The sequence below is a fragment of the Marivirga arenosa genome, assembly GCF_030503875.2.
Lineage (GTDB): Bacteria > Bacteroidota > Bacteroidia > Cytophagales > Cyclobacteriaceae > Marivirga > Marivirga arenosa.
In genome coordinates, this window is the sequence record NZ_CP129968.2 from 459,263 (window position 1) to 478,579 (window position 19,317).

The 19,317-nt window shown below is 32.8% G+C and carries 20 protein-coding genes; 11 read left to right on the forward strand and 9 right to left on the reverse strand.

The genetic code is table 11. The annotated features are described in order from the left end of the window. The first annotated feature begins 9 nt into the window (after positions 1 to 9). Together gldB and QYS47_RS02030 are read left to right on the forward strand one after the other, a co-directional pair. Complete coding sequence (gene gldB / locus QYS47_RS02025) at positions 10 to 1,026, forward strand: gliding motility lipoprotein GldB (protein ID WP_322347545.1); 1,017 nt, start codon at positions 10 to 12, stop codon at positions 1,024 to 1,026. A gap of 104 nt (positions 1,027 to 1,130) precedes the next feature. Next, positions 1,131 to 2,384, forward strand: coding sequence for a tellurite resistance TerB family protein (locus QYS47_RS02030; protein ID WP_322347546.1), 1,254 nt, complete (start codon positions 1,131 to 1,133; stop codon positions 2,382 to 2,384). Here QYS47_RS02030 and QYS47_RS02035 read toward each other — a convergent pair. The 5 genes from QYS47_RS02035 to rfbB all read right to left on the reverse strand — a co-directional run bounded on the left by QYS47_RS02035 (position 2,381) and on the right by rfbB (position 8,486). Next, entirely contained in the window at positions 2,381 to 3,346 is a 966-nt protein-coding gene (locus QYS47_RS02035) for a TerC/Alx family metal homeostasis membrane protein (RefSeq protein ID WP_308358000.1), read from the reverse strand. The two genes, QYS47_RS02030 and QYS47_RS02035, sit on opposite strands and share 4 nt — an antisense overlap. 279 nt (positions 3,347 to 3,625) lie before the next feature. After that, positions 3,626 to 4,195: a collagen-like triple helix repeat-containing protein gene (locus tag QYS47_RS02040; RefSeq protein WP_322347547.1), complete on the reverse strand. Its 570-nt coding sequence runs from the start codon at positions 4,193 to 4,195 to the stop codon at positions 3,626 to 3,628. A 465-nt stretch (positions 4,196 to 4,660) separates the two neighbouring features. Further along, positions 4,661 to 6,409: an ABC transporter ATP-binding protein gene (locus QYS47_RS02045; protein WP_322347548.1), complete on the reverse strand. Its 1,749-nt coding sequence runs from the start codon at positions 6,407 to 6,409 to the stop codon at positions 4,661 to 4,663. 55 nt (positions 6,410 to 6,464) lie between these two features. After that, a complete protein-coding gene (gene rfbA, locus QYS47_RS02050) occupies positions 6,465 to 7,334 on the reverse strand; it encodes a glucose-1-phosphate thymidylyltransferase RfbA (RefSeq protein ID WP_322347549.1) in 870 nt (289 codons plus the stop codon). A gap of 93 nt (positions 7,335 to 7,427) precedes the next feature. Further along, positions 7,428 to 8,486: a dTDP-glucose 4,6-dehydratase gene (gene rfbB, locus QYS47_RS02055; RefSeq protein WP_322348412.1), complete on the reverse strand. Its 1,059-nt coding sequence runs from the start codon at positions 8,484 to 8,486 to the stop codon at positions 7,428 to 7,430. Between the two features lie 109 nt (positions 8,487 to 8,595). On the opposite strand from rfbB, the gene QYS47_RS02060 reads away from it, so the two are divergent. Continuing rightward, positions 8,596 to 9,642, forward strand: a complete 1,047-nt coding sequence (locus tag QYS47_RS02060) for a GumC domain-containing protein (protein WP_302128263.1) — start codon at positions 8,596 to 8,598, stop codon at positions 9,640 to 9,642. A gap of 3 nt (positions 9,643 to 9,645) precedes the next feature. Here QYS47_RS02060 and rfbC read toward each other — a convergent pair whose 3' ends face one another. After that, the gene (rfbC, locus tag QYS47_RS02065; RefSeq protein WP_308357995.1) at positions 9,646 to 10,197 is read right to left on the reverse strand and encodes a dTDP-4-dehydrorhamnose 3,5-epimerase; all 552 of its coding nucleotides are present in this window, start codon (positions 10,195 to 10,197) and stop codon (positions 9,646 to 9,648) included. 79 nt (positions 10,198 to 10,276) lie between these two features. On the opposite strand from rfbC, the gene QYS47_RS02070 reads away from it, so the two are divergent. The 7 genes from QYS47_RS02070 to QYS47_RS02100 all read left to right on the forward strand — a co-directional run bounded on the left by QYS47_RS02070 (position 10,277) and on the right by QYS47_RS02100 (position 16,565). After that, positions 10,277 to 10,942 carry a heme exporter protein CcmB gene (locus tag QYS47_RS02070; RefSeq protein WP_322347550.1) on the forward strand — a complete coding sequence of 222 codons (666 nt, stop codon included), beginning with the start codon at positions 10,277 to 10,279 and terminating at the stop codon, positions 10,940 to 10,942. Between the two features lie 3 nt (positions 10,943 to 10,945). After that, positions 10,946 to 11,611, forward strand: coding sequence for a cytochrome c biogenesis protein CcsA (gene ccsA / locus QYS47_RS02075; protein WP_308357993.1), 666 nt, complete (start codon positions 10,946 to 10,948; stop codon positions 11,609 to 11,611). Beyond that, positions 11,598 to 11,852 carry a CcmD family protein gene (locus tag QYS47_RS02080; RefSeq protein ID WP_302102978.1) on the forward strand — a complete coding sequence of 85 codons (255 nt, stop codon included), beginning with the start codon at positions 11,598 to 11,600 and terminating at the stop codon, positions 11,850 to 11,852. Before ccsA (QYS47_RS02075) ends, QYS47_RS02080 begins: the two co-directional genes overlap by 14 nt. Before the next feature lie 50 nt (positions 11,853 to 11,902). Continuing rightward, complete coding sequence (locus QYS47_RS02085; protein ID WP_302128262.1) at positions 11,903 to 12,304, forward strand: cytochrome c maturation protein CcmE domain-containing protein; 402 nt, start codon at positions 11,903 to 11,905, stop codon at positions 12,302 to 12,304. A 15-nt stretch (positions 12,305 to 12,319) separates the two neighbouring features. Next, a complete protein-coding gene (gene ccsA, locus QYS47_RS02090; RefSeq protein WP_322347551.1) occupies positions 12,320 to 14,851 on the forward strand; it encodes a cytochrome c biogenesis protein CcsA in 2,532 nt (843 codons plus the stop codon). Continuing rightward, complete coding sequence (locus tag QYS47_RS02095; RefSeq protein ID WP_302128261.1) at positions 14,848 to 15,633, forward strand: Rossmann-like and DUF2520 domain-containing protein; 786 nt, start codon at positions 14,848 to 14,850, stop codon at positions 15,631 to 15,633. Before ccsA (QYS47_RS02090) ends, QYS47_RS02095 begins: the two co-directional genes overlap by 4 nt. A gap of 77 nt (positions 15,634 to 15,710) precedes the next feature. Then, a complete protein-coding gene (locus QYS47_RS02100) occupies positions 15,711 to 16,565 on the forward strand; it encodes a geranylgeranylglycerol-phosphate geranylgeranyltransferase (protein WP_302128260.1) in 855 nt (284 codons plus the stop codon). A gap of 3 nt (positions 16,566 to 16,568) precedes the next feature. On the opposite strand, the gene QYS47_RS02105 is transcribed toward QYS47_RS02100, so the two are convergent. Beyond that, on the reverse strand, positions 16,569 to 17,561 hold the full coding sequence (locus QYS47_RS02105; RefSeq protein ID WP_322347552.1) for a M28 family peptidase: 993 nt from the start codon (positions 17,559 to 17,561) through the stop codon (positions 16,569 to 16,571). A gap of 359 nt (positions 17,562 to 17,920) precedes the next feature. On the opposite strand from QYS47_RS02105, the gene QYS47_RS02110 reads away from it, so the two are divergent. After that, a complete protein-coding gene (locus QYS47_RS02110) occupies positions 17,921 to 18,055 on the forward strand; it encodes a hypothetical protein (protein WP_302102982.1) in 135 nt (44 codons plus the stop codon). A gap of 34 nt (positions 18,056 to 18,089) precedes the next feature. On the opposite strand, the gene QYS47_RS02115 is transcribed toward QYS47_RS02110, so the two are convergent. Further along, positions 18,090 to 18,551, reverse strand: a complete 462-nt coding sequence (locus QYS47_RS02115; RefSeq protein ID WP_302128258.1) for a MaoC family dehydratase — start codon at positions 18,549 to 18,551, stop codon at positions 18,090 to 18,092. 48 nt (positions 18,552 to 18,599) lie between these two features. After that, positions 18,600 to 19,301, reverse strand: coding sequence for an SIMPL domain-containing protein (locus QYS47_RS02120; protein WP_322347553.1), 702 nt, complete (start codon positions 19,299 to 19,301; stop codon positions 18,600 to 18,602). Between the last annotated feature and the right edge of the window lie 16 nt (positions 19,302 to 19,317).

Here is a 19,317-nt window from a genome sequence, read left to right on the forward strand (position 1 = left end):
CAATGACTTATGCAAAAAAATATATATAGAGTATTTAGTTTTTTGTTAGTGGGCCTATCATTTTATTCATGTTCAGATGACTCAGATCAGTTTTGTGACAACGCTCCGAATGTCAGCGGTATTGAAGCTAACATTAAAATGAACGACCTTACTGATGATATGGTATCTCTTAGTTCTGAAAAGGAGGCATTAACATTCATTGAAGAGAATCCTTTTGTAGCAGATTATTTTTTTGAAAGAAGTAGATATGGTGCTGATTCTATTATTGCTTCTAGTATGGTCAATATATTTTCAAATCCTTCCTATAAGGATACTCTTTATCAACAAGTAAAAAACACTTTCGGTGATTTCTCTGGAATAAAGAATGACTTTGAAAATGCATTCAAGCATTATAAATATTATTATCCTGATGTTTATGTACCAACTCTTGAGTTTGTATTAACAGGTTTAAGAAAGGATTTATATGTATCCGATAGTTTGATAAGTGTGGCTGCAGACTATTTCTTGGGTCCTGATGCAGCTTATGTTCCTAATGGCATTCCTGATTATATATTAATGCGCTATGAAAAGGAATATATTGTTCCTATGACCATGCTGTTGCTTACTCAAAAACAAAATCAAACAGATCAATCCGACAACAGCCTTTTAGCAGATATGGTTTTTTATGGTAAGTCTTATTATATGACTAAAATGACCATTCCTTGTACACCGGATTCATTATTAATTGGCTATACAGCAAAGGAAATGGAGGACATAAATAAAAATGAACATATCATTTGGGCTAATTTTTTAGAAAATGACTTATTATATGAAACAAGTCATTTCATGAAGAATAAATTTATTGGTGAAAGACCTAAAACATTTGAAATTAGCCAACAGTGCCCAGGTAGAATCGGTATTTGGGTAGGTTGGCAAATTGTAAAAGCTTATATGAAGAACAATCCTGAAGTTACAGTTCAAGAGTTAATGGAAAATACAGATGCTCAAGATATATTTAGTAAATCGCGATATAAACCTAAAGGATAGCAACATTTTTACTTAAAATAGTAATTAAGCAATAAATTTATTTCTGAATTCTTATTGTAGAATTATTTATCTAATTTATAAGCAATTAGATAAATGGCTGTACTATGAATCCTGCTGAAAAAGGTTGGTTAAAAGAATATATTAAGTTTAGGGGTCCTCATCCAATTGACCTAAGTCAATATATGATTAAGGACGAAGATAGCTTGCTATATAAAATTGTTCAACCAACAGGATTAATCTACGGTCATCCTATTCATGCTCCGGGAATCCGTCACCCAAAAGAGCAAAGATGGAATAGCTTAAGTAAAATGAAAATCGTTTTGCTTGAGAGCTTTATTCATAGCGCTAGTTTAAAAGTGAATAGCCTTCCAGAAACAGCTTCAGATTGGGAAAGCTATTATCATGATACCAGTAAATCAATTGCGGAGTTTTATCAAGTTTTAGACCCTCAGGTTAGTAAAAAGAAATATTTTTTCTTTAGACCAGCAAAAAGGGATGATATCCGCTTTACAGAAAAGATTTTACACAGGAGATTATTTTTAAAGTCTCGTTGGGATTATTTCTGGGCAAGCCTATTCCAAAACAGTTTGTTATTTTTAGATACTTATTACTTTGGAGAGTGGAGTGCTGGCAGGTTTCATAATATAAAATGGCATAAGGATGCTATTAAAATGCTGCTGCTAAAAGTTATTGCAGCGGCTGCTCATGCCAATCAAATTATTGAACGCGAAGAACGAAATATGTTTTTCACCTTTTTGAATTCTTCAAACCTCACTAAATCTCAAAATAAAATTACAAAAGAAGCTTTTAGAAATGGTATTACTTTAAATGATATAGATTTGCGACAAGCAGATACTTGGTTGTTAAAAAAATACGTGCTTGAATTAGCTATTCTAATGATTTGGGCAGATAAAGTGGTAAGCACAGAAGAAAGGATTTTTTTAAGTGACTTAGCAAATAGACTTGGGTTAACAGAAGAGGAGCTAGATATAAGTTTAATTGCAATTGAATCTTTTGTGATTGAAAATTGGAAGGAAGTCTATTTTTTGCAAAGTAAGCATTCTTTTCAGGTGATAAGTGAAAATATTGTACAGAGAATTTCATTTGTACTAAATCAGCATAAGCAAAGCATTTCTACTGAAATTAGAGAAAGTAAAGAACTTTGGAAGTTGTTCGAAAAATCTAAGCAACAATCCCTAACGGATGAAGAAAAGGAAAAGATGAGAGTTCAATTAATAGACATTCTTAAAACAATACCAGCTTTTGTAATTATAGCTCTTCCAGGGTCATTTTTAACCCTTCCGCTACTTTTAAAAGTATTACCTAAAAGTGCTTTACCTACAGGATTCAGAGATTAAATGAAATCGTTTGATTTAGTTTTTTGAGGAATTAATAGACTCAAAAGAATTGACAATAATAAGGTTGAGAAAATAACCGTAAAGGAGGCGAATGTATTGATATGGATGTGGAAAATTTCCAATAACATTTTAGCCCCAATAAAAATCAGGATGAATGATAGTCCTTTTTGTAGCAAGTAAAATCTATCTATTATACCAGCAAGTAAAAAGAACTTTGCCCTTAAACCTAGAATAGCAAAAATGTTCGAGGTATAAAGAATGAATTCATTCTGGGATATAGCAAATACTGCTGGAATAGAATCCACAGCAAAAATCAAATCAGTTGATTCTACTAAAAGAATGACCAAAAACAATGGAGTGAACAAAATTGCTCTGCCTCTTCTAATTATAAATTTACCACTAAAATTACCTTTTGTAATACGTAAGTATTTTCTGGCAAATTGGATTATCAAATTCTTTTCTGGATCTAGATCGTCTTCTTCTTTTGAAAAGAATATTTTAATTCCACTGTAAACCAGGAATGCGCCAAATATATATAGAATCCAATGGAATTGATTTACTAAAAATGCTCCTAGAAAAATAAAAATTGCTCTAAATATGATGGCCCCTAAAACACCCCAAAATAAAATTTTATGATAATAGGTATCATCTACTTTGAAATATCTTAAAATTAGTAAGATGACGAAAATATTGTCAACAGAAAGTGCATATTCTGCAACATATGCAGAAAAGAATTCTAACATAACAACGGTACCGCCATAAAATCTGTAGATCAAATATCCAAAAGCGATAGAGATTACCACCCAAAAAACAGATTGATAAGCAGCAGACTTGAGCGATACTTTTTTGGCTTTCTTATTAAAGAAGCCCAAGTCAAAGATTAGGAAAATAATAATAACAACTGCAAAAACCGTATAAAGGATGTGTTCAGTGTTATTAAAGAATTCCAGAATGCTGTTCATAAAAAATTTTATCCCCCAAATGAATCTGCAAGTTATATTATTTGTAACTTTTTATTAAATATTATAAAGAAAATAATTAGTTTTTGGTCGAAATGTTTGATTTTTAGTCGTATGAGGTCTTATAAAATACTGTTGTAGATGTAAGGTTTTAATTTTTATTCTACAAATAAAGGTGGAGTCTTTAGATTAGTTGACATTTTATTGGGATAAAAGTGTATTTTAATAAGATAAAAGCAGATTAAAGTTTAATCTGCTTTAAGGGGATTTTACATAAATTAATTATTTAACTGTTTTAACATCTTCTTCGGAGAGGCCATAATATTCAATCACTTCATGGTAATTGGTGAAATCAACTGAATCTGCTACTCTACCATTTGTAAATTGACCAGGAACAACTACTACTCTAGCTTTCCAATCATCAGTGTAGGATGCACCTAATTCATTAAGGTTAAAATTAGCATCTAAGAATAAATTCACATCGAATATGGTGAAATCGTAATTGTAAATTAAGGTACCGAATTTAGTGAATTCTGTTTGTGGAAGCGCTCTCCAAATATTATCGCCTTCTTCTGTTTGACCATAAAGGAAATAAACGTGGGCAACATCAGAATCTAACATTACAAAATCACCCGGGAAATCTAAAAAAACACTATATTCATTTGAAGCTGAGAAGGTAATAAGTTCATATTCGAATACAAAAGCTTCTTGGCCGTCTTGCCCATCCTGTCCAGCAGGTCCTCGAGGTCCGGCAGGTCCTTGTGGTCCAGGGGCTCCATCTTGTCCATTAAAAGTGCAGCTTCCTAAAAAGAGAAATCCTAATGCGAATATTATGTAGAATAGATTTTTCATAGCTTTAAATTTTTGATTGGTTAAAACTAACCAAAAAATATGCCAAAGCATTGGTAAATCCTCAAACCATGACTTTATGGAACCCTAAATTAACTGTTTAGGAAGGTTTTGATTAAGGCACCTATAAACAAAAGAAAAAAGATAGCACCTTTAATGATATTATCGTTTATCCTTGAATTCTTCAACAATCGGAATACATTGTAAATCATGTAGTAAATATAATTTGAAGCATTGTAAGTTGCTAAAGCCTTATTTTTAGGAGGAGTAATATTTGAGTATTATTAATTAATTGTTTTAAAATACTTCAAATATGTTTGAGAAACATACAGTTGATGAAATGTTAATTAGGCTTTATTTGAGCATTTTTAATGCTACTAATAAAATAGAAAGCTTAAATACCTCTATATTTTTATAGGAAGATTAATCAAATACTACATGCGTAAAATTGAATATGAATTGCTGCAATCAAATTCTAGCTTGGTAGGTATAGAGGTCGAAATATCTCCCTTTTTTATCAATAAGTTCATTGTGTTTACCTCTTTCTACAATTTCACCATCCTCAATTACCAATATTTGATCCGCTTGTCTGATAGTGCTTAGTCTGTGCGCAATTACAAATGTCGTTTTACCTTTCATCAACTCTTTCAAACTCGATTGAATAAAGTTTTCACTTTCAGTATCCAAGTTGGATGTGGCCTCATCTAAAATCAATATTTTAGGATTTGCTAGAATAGCTCTGGCAATTGCTATTCTTTGTTGCTGGCCACCTGATAATTTCACACCTCTTTCTCCAATTTGCGTATCGAGTCCGGCCTCAAATTTATCTGTGAATTGGTTTACATATGCTGAATTAACAGCATTTAGAAGTTCTTCTTCTGATGCATTAGGTCTTGGAAATAAAATATTTTCTCTAATAGTTCCTTCAAAAAGAAAGTCTTCCTGCAGAACTACACCTAATTTGCTTCTATAGCTTTCTAAAGTTAGTTCTTCCAGATCGTATCCATCTACTAATATTTTCCCTGAATCTGGATTTAAGAATGAAGAAACCAAACCTGAAATCGTACTTTTTCCAGATCCTGAGGTCCCAACAAAGGCAGTTACAGAGCCTGGTTTAGCCTCAAACGAGATATTTTTAACTACATCTTTATTTTCCTCATAAGCAAAAGAAACGTCTTCAAATTTGACGTGTCCTTTTAACTCTTTAAGCTCAATTTTTCTATTAGGATTATCGGTTTCAACAGGGGTGTTCATGATTTCTTCAGTTCGATCCAAACCTGCAAATGCTTCTGTGAGCTGACTTCCGATATTACTCATTTGTACTATCGGTGCAATCATAAAACCTAAATAGAGAGTAAATGCTAGAAAATCACCAAAAGTAAGCTGTTCCTTCATAATCATCCAGCCACCAATTCCCATAATTCCCGCTGATGCTAATCCTAATAATAAGGTAGCAGAACTAGTGATTAAACTGGTAGCGGTTAAACTAGATTTAATATTTTTGAATAATCTATCCACCCCTTCTGCAAAAACTCGAATTTCCTGTAGCTCTGCGTTAAATCCTTTTATGACTCTTATGCCCCCTAAAGTTTCTGTTAAGCGTCCTGTAACATCAGCATTTATTTTACCTCTTTCTCTAAAGATTGGCCTGATTCTTCCAAATGCTTTAAGTGAGATGAATCCAAAAATAGCTACCGGAACTAATACATAGACCGTCATTAATGGACTAATCGTTATTAAAATTATAAGGCAAACTATTGAAGTTAGGATTCCACCTACCATTTGAGCTAAACCTGTGCCGACTAAATTTCTTACTCCTTCCACATCCGTCATTATTCTGGAAACGAGCTCTCCAGTTTTAGCATTATCAAAGTACCGGATAGGAAGTTTTAGGATGTGGGCTTGTACTTTAGATCTTAATTGGGCAATTAAATTTTGCGCTTCTACACTTAATATTTGAGTTAGAGCAAAGGAAGTAACAGATTGTATAACCAAAGCTCCTACTACTGCAAAAATCAGCCATTTTAACATCTCTAAATCGCCATTCGGAACAATTTCATCCACCAGAATTTTACTAGATCCTGGTAAAACAAGAGATGCTGCTCTACTGATAATAATTAGTACGAGGCCTACGAGAATATATTTTCTTCTTGGCCATATAATAGTTTTGAAAGCCTTGCTTAAGCTTGCTTTTGAAGATTTGTCTTGCCTTGCCATAAATTATTAGAGGAAGCGATTAGAAACGATAATTGCAATTAAAAGGTTTTAGTGATTATCGTATTTGATTGGGTAATTTAAGCAAATACTTCCCATAACCACTTTTCACTAGAGGTTCAGCTATTTCTTCTAGTTGCTTACTGTTAATATACCCCATTCTAAACGCTACTTCTTCGATACAGCCAATTTTCATTCCTTGGCGCTCTTCAATTACCCTTACAAATTCAGAAGCTTGCATCAGAGAAGAGAATGTTCCAGTATCTAACCAAGCTGTACCTCTATTTAATACGCTTACTTCTAACGTTCCTTCTGCTAAATATTTTTTATTTATATCTGTGATTTCAAGCTCACCTCTAGGACTGGGCTTAATGTTTTTAGCAATTTCGACCACACTATTATTGTAGAAATAAATGCCAGGTACAGCATAGGATGATTTTGGTTTCTTAGGCTTTTCTTCAATTGAAATAGCTTTACCCTCATTGTCAAATTCCACTACCCCATACCTCTCAGGATCATGAACATGATAAGCGTAAACTATTCCTCCTTTGGGTTGAGTATTGGATTGTAATAATTTGGACATACCTGAACCATAGAAAATGTTATCTCCTAAAATTAAGGCCACATCTTCATTTCCAATAAACTCTTCTCCAATTATGAAAGCTTGAGCTAAGCCCTCCGGCCTTTCCTGAACTGCATATTCAAATTTACATCCTAATTTTGAGCCATCGCCCAATAATTGTTTGAAGAGTCCCGTATGTTCAGGAGTTGAAATGATTAGAATATCTTTTATACCAGCTAACATTAAGGTTGAAAGTGGGTAATAGATCATCGGTTTGTCATATACAGGCATTAATTGTTTGCTTAATGCAATGGTTAATGGATGTAAACGAGTACCCGAACCACCAGCTAATATAATTCCTTTCATAATTAAGATTTTTAGAGTCTAGAATCTAGATTCTAGACAGTTTTAGTAGAGCTTTTATTTTAGTTTAATTTTCTAGATTCTAATATCTTGGTTCTAGTCTCTTTTGTCATACATTTCATCATAATATCGTTGGTAATCACCTGAAGTTACATTTTTCAGCCATTCTTCATTTTCTAGATACCAATCGATTGTTTTGGATATACCTTCTTCAAATTGTAAACTAGGTTTCCAACCCAATTCTTTGGTGATTTTTGTAGCATCAATGGCATATCTTAAATCATGGCCTGCCCTGTCGGTAACATATGTTATAAGCTTTTCAGAAGTTCCAGCTTCACGACCAAGTTTTTCATCCATTGTTTTACAGATGACTTTAATTAGATCAATATTTTTCCATTCATTAAAACCACCAATATTATACGTTTCCCCAGTCCTACCTTTATGATAAACATCATCAATTGCTCTGGCATGATCCACCACATATAACCAATCCCGAATATTTTCTCCTTTACCATAAACGGGCAATGGTTTATTATTTTGAATATTATTAATGAAAAGTGGAATCAGTTTCTCAGGAAATTGATTGGGTCCATAATTATTAGAGCAATTACTGATTATAATAGGTAGGTTATAAGTGTTAGCATAAGCTCTGATAAAATGATCAGACCCTGCTTTAGAAGCAGAGTATGGTGATTTTGGATCGTAGGCTGTAGTTTCGGTGAAGAACCCTCCGTTATCTAATGAACCATAAACTTCATCAGTAGAAACGTGGTAGAACCTTTTATTGTCAAAATGATCTTTCCATATTTCTTTAGCAGCATTCAATAAGGTAACAGTTCCGAAGATATTGGTTTTTAAAAATTCTAAAGGATTTGAAATTGATCTGTCAACATGAGATTCAGCAGCAAGATGAATTACCCCATCAAAATCATATTTTTTAAATAAATCGAAGATGTAGTTCTCATTGGTTATATCTCCTTTTTCAAAAACATAATTTGACTTTTGGTCAATATCTTTAAGATTTTCAAGATTACCTGCATAGGTTAATGCATCCAGGTTAATAATCTTATAATCTGGATATTTGTTGACAAACAACCTAACTACATGTGATCCGATGAATCCTGCCCCGCCTGTTATTAATAAAGTTTTCAATATTTCCTTCTGCTTTAATTATATCCAAAATTAAATAATATAGTATTCATTGCAATTTTTATTTCTATAGTTATTAATTCTTCTGTTTATTTGTAAAAATTTTAATTTTATTATGTCAGAAGAACATAAAAATCAACAGACTAGTAACAATTCAGACGAAATTGACTTAAGGGAATTGTTTTCCGCAATTGGAAACTTCTTTAAAAACATCTTTCTAGGTTTTATAATGCTAATTGTGAAATTTAGAAACGCCACATTAAAGCATATTAAAATTATTATTGTTTTTGGCGTTTTGGGTGGCTTTGTAGGTATCGCTTTAAACTACTACTTGCCTGATTATTATAGTAGTTATATGTTAATCAACTCTAAGCATTCAAGCGGTAGGTTAATGGAAAACTCTGTGGATAAACTTCAGCAACTTTCATCAGAAGGGAATTATATTCAATTAGCAAAAATTCTAGATATTGATACAGTTCAAGCGAAAAATTTAAAAGGATTCCGTTATGAACCATTTGTTTCAGAAGAAGAAATTGTGGAATTAGAGGTTTTGAAGGAACAGCTTAAAGGTTCAATTGATGATGAAGAAACCATTAATCGCTTTGTTGAAAAATTAAAGATTGATAATAAGTCTACCTATAAAATTTTTGTGGAGGTATTCAATAATGACGGATTAGCAGAATTGGAGCAGCCATTAGTTAACTATTTTAGAGAAAATGAATATGTGTCTAAAAGGTTAGAAATTGAAAAGGAAAATTTAAAAGATAGAGCTCAAAATTTAAGAGAGGAATTAGCAAGGTTAGATAGCCTAAAGAAAATTCTAATGAATAGCTACAGCAATCTTTTTTCTGATAAGGCAAAATCAGGAAGTAATAATGTAATTCTTGGAGATGAAAAGGTTGATCCGATCTCCATTTTTGAGGAAAGCAAAATTCAATATAGAGAATTACAAAGAATTGAAGAGGATATTTATTTAATGCCTAGTTTTGAATTAATTGATGGATTTACAGTGTTTTCAAAACCAGAAAGTCCAAGTTTGATTAAATTAGGATTTTACTCAGGCTTAGTTGGTTTGGGTATAGCCTACATCATCATTATGCTGATCAGCTTTAATAAATACTTAAATAAAGTAGAAGAAGATAATAAAAGACAAGCGGCCTAAAATTTAAAAAGGAGAGTCAAAAGATTCATAAAGTTGATTTTTTAAATCTTTATCTGAGATAATCATTTTATCTGCTTCAACTTTCCAGTCAATATTTAAAGAGGTATCATTAAACATGATGCCTCTTTCATTTTCTGGGCTGTAATAATTATCACACTTATAAAAGAATTCAGCTTCCTCACTTAATACGGCAATACCGTGTGCAAAGCCTCTTGGAATAAATAATTGCTTCTTATTATCAGCGGAAAGGGTAATAGAAAATGACTTTCCATAAGTTGGTTTATCTTTTCGTAAATCCACTACAACGTCTAAAACCTTACCATTTAAAACTCTTACAAGCTTAGCTTGAGCCATGGGTGGAACCTGCATATGTAAACCACGAATTACACCATAAACAGAACAAGATTGGTTATCTTGAACAAATTCGCAATCTATACCCGTAGCCTCTCTAAATTTTTTCTGATGAAAACTTTCAAAGAAATAGCCTCTTTCATCTTCAAAAACTTTTGGGCTAATAACATATAAATCATCGAATTCTGTTGGTGTAATTTCCATGCTAAAATTTTTATACAAATAAAGTATATCATTTTCTTTTTACCATGTCATATTAGGCTTTATATATTAAATTTGCACCGTGATTAGCCAAGCAATATCAATATTTAAAAAGGAAGTTAAGCTAGAATGGAGAAATAAAACTGCATTTAATGGCATATTACTTTATTTGGTTAGCACTATATTTATTTGTTATCTAAGCTTTAATGTAAGAACTGGTCAACTTCAAGTATTAACATGGAATGCACTTTTCTGGATCATTATTGTTTTTGCAAATATAAATGGAGTAGCAAAAAGTTTTCTTCAAGAAGGTGAAGGTAGGATGTTGTATTACTATACATTATGTAAACCACATGTTATTTTAAGTGGTAAACTTCTTTTTAATATACTATTATCTGTGATCATATCCTTAGTTGGTTTTACGGTTTATGCTTTCATATTAGGAAACCCAGTTAATAATTACACATTCTTTTTGTTAACAATACTTTTTGCTTCTATTGGCTTTTCAGCAGTGTTGACCTTGGTTTCAGGAATAGTTTCCAAAGCAAATAATAGTACTGCTTTAATGTCAATATTAAGCTTCCCAATATTGCTTCCTATATTACTGATGTCTGTTAGGTTAACCAAGAATGCGATTGATGGAATTAATATTGGTATCATGAGTGACAAACTGTTTACATTAATTTCCGTAGATGCTATTGTCTTAGCTACGGCTTATATTTTGTTTCCTTTTATCTGGAGAAATTAAGAAATGAAAAAACGTTGGTGGAAAATAATTGGAGTTTTATTAGTACTGTATACGATAATTGCAGGCTTATTAATGGAAGCTCCACGCTTAGCAATACTTAATGAAACAATCAGAGCCATGCATTTCCATGTTCCGATGTGGTTTGGTATGGTGATTATGTTAACTGCATCAGTAGTTTTTTCTGTTCGATATTTAAGAACGGGTAATCAAAAGTTTGATACCTACGCTATTGAATTAGTAAATACGTCCATACTTTTTGCCGTACTAGGCCTAGCAACAGGTATGATCTGGGCTAATTACACTTGGGGTGCTCCATGGAGTGGTGATCCGAAACAAAATGCTTCAGCTATTGGGGTATTAATCTATTTCGCTTACATCCTATTACGAAATTCAATTACCGACCCACAACAAAAAGCTAAAATTGGAGCAGTATATAATATCTTCGCTTATGCGACCTTAATCCCATTATTATTCATACTTCCTCGATTAACAGATTCTTTGCACCCAGGAAATGGAGGAAACCCTGGCTTTAATGCTTATGAATTAGATGGTAGACTTAGAATGGTATTCTATCCTGCTGTAATTGGATGGACATTACTTGGTGTTTGGCTAACAGAACTTAGAATAAGATTGACATTTTTAAAATCTAAGATAGATGAAGAAGATTAAATATATAATAGCCTTTGCTCTTTTGATAGTGAGCTTGAATTTAAACGCTCAAAAAACAGAAATTGTGGAGGAAGATTATGCAAATAATAAAATTGAGATGGCTGATACTATGAGGTCAGAAGGCAAAATATATGTTTTAGTAGCCATCATGCTTACCATATTTGCTGGTTTTGTTATTTACACGGTATCCACTGAAAGAAAAATTAAAAAATTAGAAAAATCTTTAAAAGAGAAAGAATAGAGAATTTTTTAGATATTACCTTTGTTCAATTCTGAGAATCAATATTAAATATGAAGAAGTCTTACATTTTTGGCATAATCGTAATAGCTGCAGCAATCATGATGATTGTATCTACTGCAGGAGACGCAAGTTCTTACGTTACTTTTAAAGATGCTCATGACATGGCCGTAGAAGGCAATGATAATAAAATTCATGTGGTGGGTCAATTAAAGAAAAACACAGCAGGAGAGATTGTTGGATTACACCCATCTGATGATAAATTATCCTTTACTTTTTTAATGGTTGATGAAAATGGAATGGAGCAGGAAGTTTTCTATAATGAACCTATGCCTGCCGACTTTAAAAGATCAGAACAAGTAGTGGTTATTGGTGGTTTTCAGCAAGGAATGTTCGTGGCAGACAAAATATTGATGAAGTGCCCATCTAAATATCAAGAAGAAACGGTTATATAATTTGATTCCAAAAATATGATACATACTACAATAGGTGACATGGGTCACCTTTTTGTTATTATAAGCTTTGTTGCAGCATTAATTTCAATCTTTAATTTCTATAAGGCAGAAAAAAGCCCCATTCCTGAAGTGCAAAAAGGATGGATGAAAAATGGTCAGATAACTTATCTGATACATGGGGCGGCCGTGTTTGGAATAGTAATCAGCTTATTTACGATTATCTCTAATCATTATTATGAATACTTCTATGCATGGAGTCATTCCTCAAGGGCACTTCCAGTCGAATATATCATTTCCTCGTTTTGGGAAGGGCAAGAAGGAAGCTTTTTGTTATGGTTATTTTGGAATGTCCTGCTAGGGTTTGTTATTCTGCTTACCAATAAAAAATGGGCGCCATCTGTAATGATGAGCTTTGCAGTGGTCCAAGCATTTTTATCATCCATGATCTTAGGAGTGGTGATAGGGGATTTCAAAATCGGTAGTTCTCCATTTATCTTATTAAGGGATGCGATGGATGCTCCAATATTTAATGTAAATCCAGATTATGTTCCAGAAGATGGAACAGGTTTAAATCCTTTATTACAAAATTACTGGATGGTGATTCACCCTCCCGTATTATTTTTAGGATATGCTACTACTTTAATCCCGTTTGCTTACGCAATTGGAGGTTTATGGAAAAAAGACTTCAAGGGTTGGGTTAGACCTGCTTTACCATGGGCACTTTTTTCAGCAGCCATATTAGGCGTTGGTATTTTAATGGGAGGTTACTGGGCCTATGAAACCTTAAACTTTGAAGGTTTCTGGAATTGGGATCCAGTTGAGAATGCTTCTTTAGTTCCATGGTTGGTTTTAGTGGCAAGTATACATACCATGATAACCTATAAAAAGAGTGAAACAGCCTTAAAGGCCTCTATTATTTTAGTACTCTCTGTTTTCTTGATGGTACTATATGCTACTTTCATGGTAAGAAGTGGGGTATTAGGAGAATCATCTGTTCATTCATTTACTGATCTAGGACTATCCGGACAATTGCTAATTTATTTACTTAGCTTTTTAATTATATCAATAGTTTTAGCGGCCGTTCGCTGGAAACATATTCCATCTACTGAAAAGGAAGTATCAACCTACTCTCGAGAATTTTGGATATTTATGGGAGCAACATTATTATGTTTGATGGGTTTCCAAATTTTACTGCCAACATCAATTCCGGTTTATAATTCCTTAATTCAATCTTTTGGAGGTATTTCAAACTTAGCGCCTCCCGCTGATCAAGTTGAGTTTTATACTAAATGGCAGATGTGGTTTGCTATTGGATTGGCTATTCTATCAGGTACAGGCCAGTTTTTCTGGTGGCAAAAGATGAAGAAATCAGAAGTAAAAGATTCTTTACTAATGCCAATTTTGGTCACTTTATTGATTTCAGCCATAATCATTGTGACTGGTGGAATGACTAATATAGCGTATATTATTATGGTGGTTGCTTCTATTTATACCATAGTGGCGAATGCCAAAATCTTCTTCAAAATTGTTAAAAGCAATTATAAGCTATCAGGGGGTGCTATTGCTCATATGGGATTAGGATTGATGTTATTAGGTATTTTATTTTCATCAGCTTATTCTAGAACTATTTCTTTGAATGAAACAGGTTTATTGTTAACCAATTCGGAAGAGGTGGAAGATAATTTCAATCAGGAAAACATTCCGTTGTTTATTAATGATCCGCAAACGATGGGTGAATATACCCTTACTTACAAAGGTCGTTTCTTCGAAACTTATGACGGGGGTTACGTAAAAGCTTCATATTTGAATGATACTGATGATGAAAATTCAAAAGTCATCAAAAGAAAAATTCAAAGGGATGGCGAAACTTTAAATACTGGAGATACTTTGAAAGTTTATGGTGCCAACCATTACTATAAAGTAGATTATCTGCATGCAGATGGAGAGAAATTCTCATTATTTCCAAGGGCGCAAATTAATGCAGATATGGGCGGTTTAATTTCATCTCCAGACATCAGAAGAAAATTCAGCAAAGATTTGTATACACACGTTTCATCAGTGCCAGACCCAACTCAAGAAATTGAATGGTCTGAAGCTAAAACAATGGAAGTTACTTTTGGTGAGAAATTCTTCTTAAATGATTTCGTAACTGTTTTAGAGGATGTTAAACGAGTGGATGAAATCGATGGCGAAAAACTCAAAGGGAATGATTTGGCTGTTAAAGCTACCGTAAAAGTTTATGGCGATGGCCAAGATTATATCTTAAATCCATATTACTTAATTAGAGATAATATGGCAGGTAAAATTCCTGATGAGAATAGAGAGATTGGTGTTAAGTTAAATATTGAAAGTATTCAACCTGAATCAAATACATTCACATTATCGATTCAAACTACTCAGAAAGATTATATTATATTAAAAGCAATCGAAAAGCCATTGATAAACTTATTGTGGATTGGTACATTAGTCCTAACATTTGGTTTTGGTATGGCGATTTTTAGAAGATACTCAGAATTCTATAAAATGAAACGTAAAGGACTTGAGTGAGAAATGCTGCTTATCATATTAGTTTTATTGGTGCAGGTAATGTAGCCTGGCACCTTGCTCCTGCATTGGAAAATGTTGGGCACTATGTGAAAGAAGTATATAGCCCAAGTGGAAAAAGCGCTAAAAAACTAGTAGGAAATTTATATGATGCGGTAGTCAAAGAGAATCTTGATTTCTCTGAAAGTCCTTCTCAAATCTTTATACTGGCTATTCCAGATGATGAAATTGAAAATGTAGCCAAAGAGATCATTTTTCCAGATCAAAGCTTGCTGGTTCATACTTCAGGCAGTAAGCCATTAAGTGCTTTAGAATATTCGAGCGCTTCAGCAACAGGGGTTTTTTATCCCCTACAAACCTTTTCAAAAAGCCGGCAGGTTTCATTTGAACGAATACCATTCTTATTAGAAAGTGAAAATAAAGAAGCTTTAAGGATATTACAGAACCTAGCCAAATCCTTAAGTAAGGATGTACAACTAGTTTCAACTGCCCAAAGGAAACAATTACATTTGGCGGCAGTATTTGCTTGTAACTTTACGAATCATATGATGAGTATATCTGAGGGAATCATGAACAATGCTCAACTTGATTTCAAGTTACTCACTCCTCTGATAATGGAAACCATCGAAAAGGCATTGAATCATTCTCCTTCAACAGTTCAAACAGGCCCGGCCAAAAGAGGGGATTTGGAAACTTTAGATAAGCATATGGAAATGCTTAATAATAATGAAAATGTGCAGGCGATATATAGAATGATCAGTCAGCATATTTTAGACCAACACTAAGAGAAATATAAGCTTTCTTATTAGGACAATCCCTTCCGATTCATCAAATTTATAGCTGGAATAACCAAGACTATCAAATGACACCACAATTGCCTAAAAACTTTTCTTTCCCTGGTTTTGTAAGGCTTATTCGTGTCCAGAATTTGATCATCATAGTCCTGACACAGTATTTAACTGCATTATTCTTACTAGAAGGAATTTCTATATTTAACCTAGAGTTATTCCTACTGAGCTTGAGTACTGTATTTTTAGCAGCCGCTGGCTACATCATCAATGATTATTATGATGTAAAAATTGATTACATCAATAAACCCGATAAAGTTATTGTTGGCAAAGTAATTAAAAGAAGGGTCGTTTTATTTTGGCATACCTTTTTAAATTTCGCAGCTATCATTATGGGTGGTTTTTTAGATCCTAAAATAGCAGGGATTCATTTTATTGCTGCTTTTTTCTTGTGGTTATATTCCAATCAGCTTAAAAGATTACCCTTTATAGGTAACTTCATAGTAGCATTATTAACTGGGCTTTCCATATCAATCATTACGATTTACTTTGGTCAGAAACCTATTTTGGTTCATACTTATGCACTTTTTGCTTTTGCAATAAGTCTTATCCGTGAAATCATTAAAGACATGGAAGATTGGCAGGGAGATGCTAATTATGGCTGCAAAACCTTACCTATTATCTGGGGATTAAGAAAAACGAAGCTGCTGGTTTATGTTTTAATAGCCGCTTTCTATTTCTTGATATTCTACATGACCGAGTTTCTGGAAAACGACATTTTATATTTTTACTTCTCTGGCTTAACCTTATTCGTAATCTTCTTTGTTCATAAATTAAGATTAGCCGATACTGTTAAGCATTACCACTTCCTTAGCAATTTCTGTAAAGTCATTATGCTTAGTGGAATATTGAGCATGTTATTTTTTTAGAAACTATTCTTCGTAAATCACTTGTAATAAAGTTTGGCCTACAGCCTTTAAAGTTTCTTTTGATATTATCTCCATATTATCGTTATGGGTGTGATGGTACGATGGAAAAAACTGATCTGAATTGGGGTCATGCGCAATAATATCAATCATGGGAATTTTTCCAAACTCGTTCACAAAATAATGATCATCTGTAATAGGCCCTACTCTATTATTAACAAAGAATCTTCCATAGCCAATTTCTGCTGAAGTATCCCAAACCTTATCAACTATAGAAGGAGCATATTTCATTGAATAACCCTCTTTATGAAACTGAGCATCTTTAGCTCCCACCATATCTAGTAAAATCCCATAATAGGCAGAATAACCTGGTACATGCTTATTCTTACTCCAATGTTGAGAACCTAAACACCACCATGTTTTGGATGGATCATTACTTGCCATACCGTATGGCTCACCATTATCTTCTCCATCAAATAAAATAATATCTATTCCAATTTCCGGTTTATTTTTTGTTTCCTGAATGGTTTTAGCTATTTCCAAAATTACGCCAACACCACTAGCGCCATCATTCGCCCCATCTATTGGTTCGTTTTTTCTTTCTGTATCCTTGTCAGCTATTTTACGACTATCCCAGTGTGCAGCTAAAAGTATTCTTTTTTTCTTAGCAGGATCCACAGAAGCGATAATATTACTTAAATTCCATATCTCACCATCATACGTTTCCGCTTCAAAATCTTGAGTTTGCACTTTAGCGCCAGCACTGTCTAATTGATTAATAATATATTCTTTAGTGAGCCTATGAGGTTTTGTGTTGGGTACTCTTGGGCCGAATGCCACTTGATCTGCTACATATTGATAGGCTCTAGATTGATTAAAGCTTGGAACTTGAAGGTCTTTTCTCTTAGTAGTAAGGTTTTCTTTTTGCTTATTTTCTTTATCAGAGCCACAAGCAATGATAAAAAATGACAAAAACAGATATGGGAATAATTTTTTCATGTTTACTATTAATTCAAAAATACAGTTATTGGCAGTTTCTACTTATATAAATTAAAAATATACGTCTTCACCTATTTGATTCGTTAATGAAACACCTTATTTGATGTATTATTTTAGACACAAATGTAAACTTTATTCATGTAGCTACAGTAAAATTTTTAAACTTACAGCGAAATAGCATCTTATTATTTATTTAATCTATCTATTTAGGGTGTTTATTGATAAAATATATTAGTTTATCGATTATGCTTTCACTAGGAACTATTATTACATCAGAAGTAACTTATTTAACAAAGCGCCTTTTTTATAAATTATTATCAACCTAAATTTGAAACATAACTTAAAAACAGGAACCAAAAATGAAAAAGTCAATTAAATTATTCGCAGCAATTTCAGGATTAATCTTATTCGCTTCAGCTTGTGCGCAAAGAACCTGCCCTACTTACGCTACTCAAGAAGTAGAAAAAGATAGCAAAATAGAAGCTACTGTTTAATCAACGATAATTTCTGCCATTAATTCCCAAAGGATTAATTGAAATGATATAAAAAGATTAACGAAGCGCTATATGCTGGCTTTTTCTCATCTTTTATCTCCATAACGATATCAATCTGGGCTTTACTCACCCCTCTTAAGTCTACGATAGAATTAAGTTTAGCTTTTAGTCTAACGGCTGAGCCTACCTTAACGGCTTGATTGAATTTCAATTTCTCAATACCGTAATTTATCATCATTTTCAAGTTAGTAACATTAGCAATCTGCTCCCATAAATATGGAGCTAAAGATAATGTTAAGTAACCATGCGCAATTGTTCCCCCAAATTGACTTTTTGCTGCTCTCTCTTCATCAATATGAATCCATTGGTGATCAATAGTAGCATCTGCAAATTTATTTACTTGTTCTTGATCAATCGTATGCCAATCAGAAACCCCTAGTTCTTTTCCTTCATAGGCCTTAAATTCTTTGAAACTGCTAATTTGAATAGGTTGCATGATAGTCGTTAATTTTAATTAGCCGCAATATATAAGCTTATTTATAAATTATTGAATAGAAAAGACAATATGTACTTCAGCTTTTAATTTTATGTTTTTAAAATCTAAATCAGAAATTATAGATGAATTTTCGCTTGAAGCCGCAAGCATTCTGTTATTTGAAACAGACTTATAATAGATTGGTTGAAAGTCTCTTTGATTTTCACTCATTTCAATTACTTTTCCTAACTTTTCTCCTAAGGGCTCTAATAATACTTCAGCCTTAGCCTTTGCATTTTTAACGGCTTCTACTTGAAGGTTTTGATTCAGTTCATTGATATTAGAGTGAGTATATTGCGTTATTCTAGCGTACTCAATTCCTTTAGGATCAATTTCAGATAATATCTGATTGAGTTTATCAACATCAGTGAGCTTAAGCTGAAACTGTTTTTTAGCTAGAAAGTCTTTATTATTTTTTTCTTTCCAATCGTAATTATATCCATATACATTTTCAACTTTCAGGTTTTCCTGATCAATTCCAGCATTTTCTACTGCTTTAATTAATTGATCTTCCAAGCCACTGATCAGAAATTTACTGCCTGAATTTAATTTATATTCTTTAAGCGAAATGCTGAAATAGAGGATGTCAGGCTTGATTTCATCTTCCGCAATTCCTGTTACTTTTATAGTTCTTAAAGCATTATTTGAATCCTGAGCATAAGTGGAAAACGCTATAATTAAAGCGAGAATTAATATACTGATCTTTTTCATATCCATAAAATTTGTT